Source organism: Bacillus sp. 22446, from assembly GCF_052044955.1.
Taxonomy (GTDB): domain Bacteria; phylum Bacillota; class Bacilli; order Bacillales; family Bacillaceae; genus Bacillus; species Bacillus altitudinis.
Genome location: NZ_JBQEOD010000028.1, coordinates 1 through 384 on the forward strand (window position 1 = coordinate 1; position 384 = coordinate 384).

General features: G+C 60.4%; 1 protein-coding gene. It reads left to right on the top strand.

Annotated features, from left to right (window positions below; all coding sequences use genetic code 11):
- Positions 1 to 384: hypothetical protein (locus ACTJJD_RS19335; RefSeq protein ID WP_440608757.1), on the top strand; the 384-nt coding region annotated here is incomplete at both ends.

A 384-nucleotide genomic window follows, 5' to 3' on the forward strand; every position in this document is an offset into this window, starting at 1 on the left:
CAGTAGGTCCGGTTGAACCTGTGATACCCGTGGCACCAGTAGATCCAGTTGCACCCGTGCTGCCCGTTGCCCCAGTTGGTCCAGTGCTGCCCGTCACACCAGTGGCCCCAGTAGGTCCGGTTGAACCTGTGATACCCGTGGCCCCAGTAGATCCAGTTGCACCCGTGATTCCAGTGGCCCCAGTAGCTCCAGTTGCACCCGTGCTGCCAGTGGCACCAGTAGATCCAGTTGCACCCGTGATACCCGTGGCCCCAGTAGGTCCGGTTGAACCTGTGATACCAGTAGCACCAGTAGGTCCGGTTGAACCCGTGATACCAGTAGCACCAGTCGGACCGGTTGAACCTGTGATACCCGTGGCCCCAGTAGCTCCAGTTGCACCCGTGA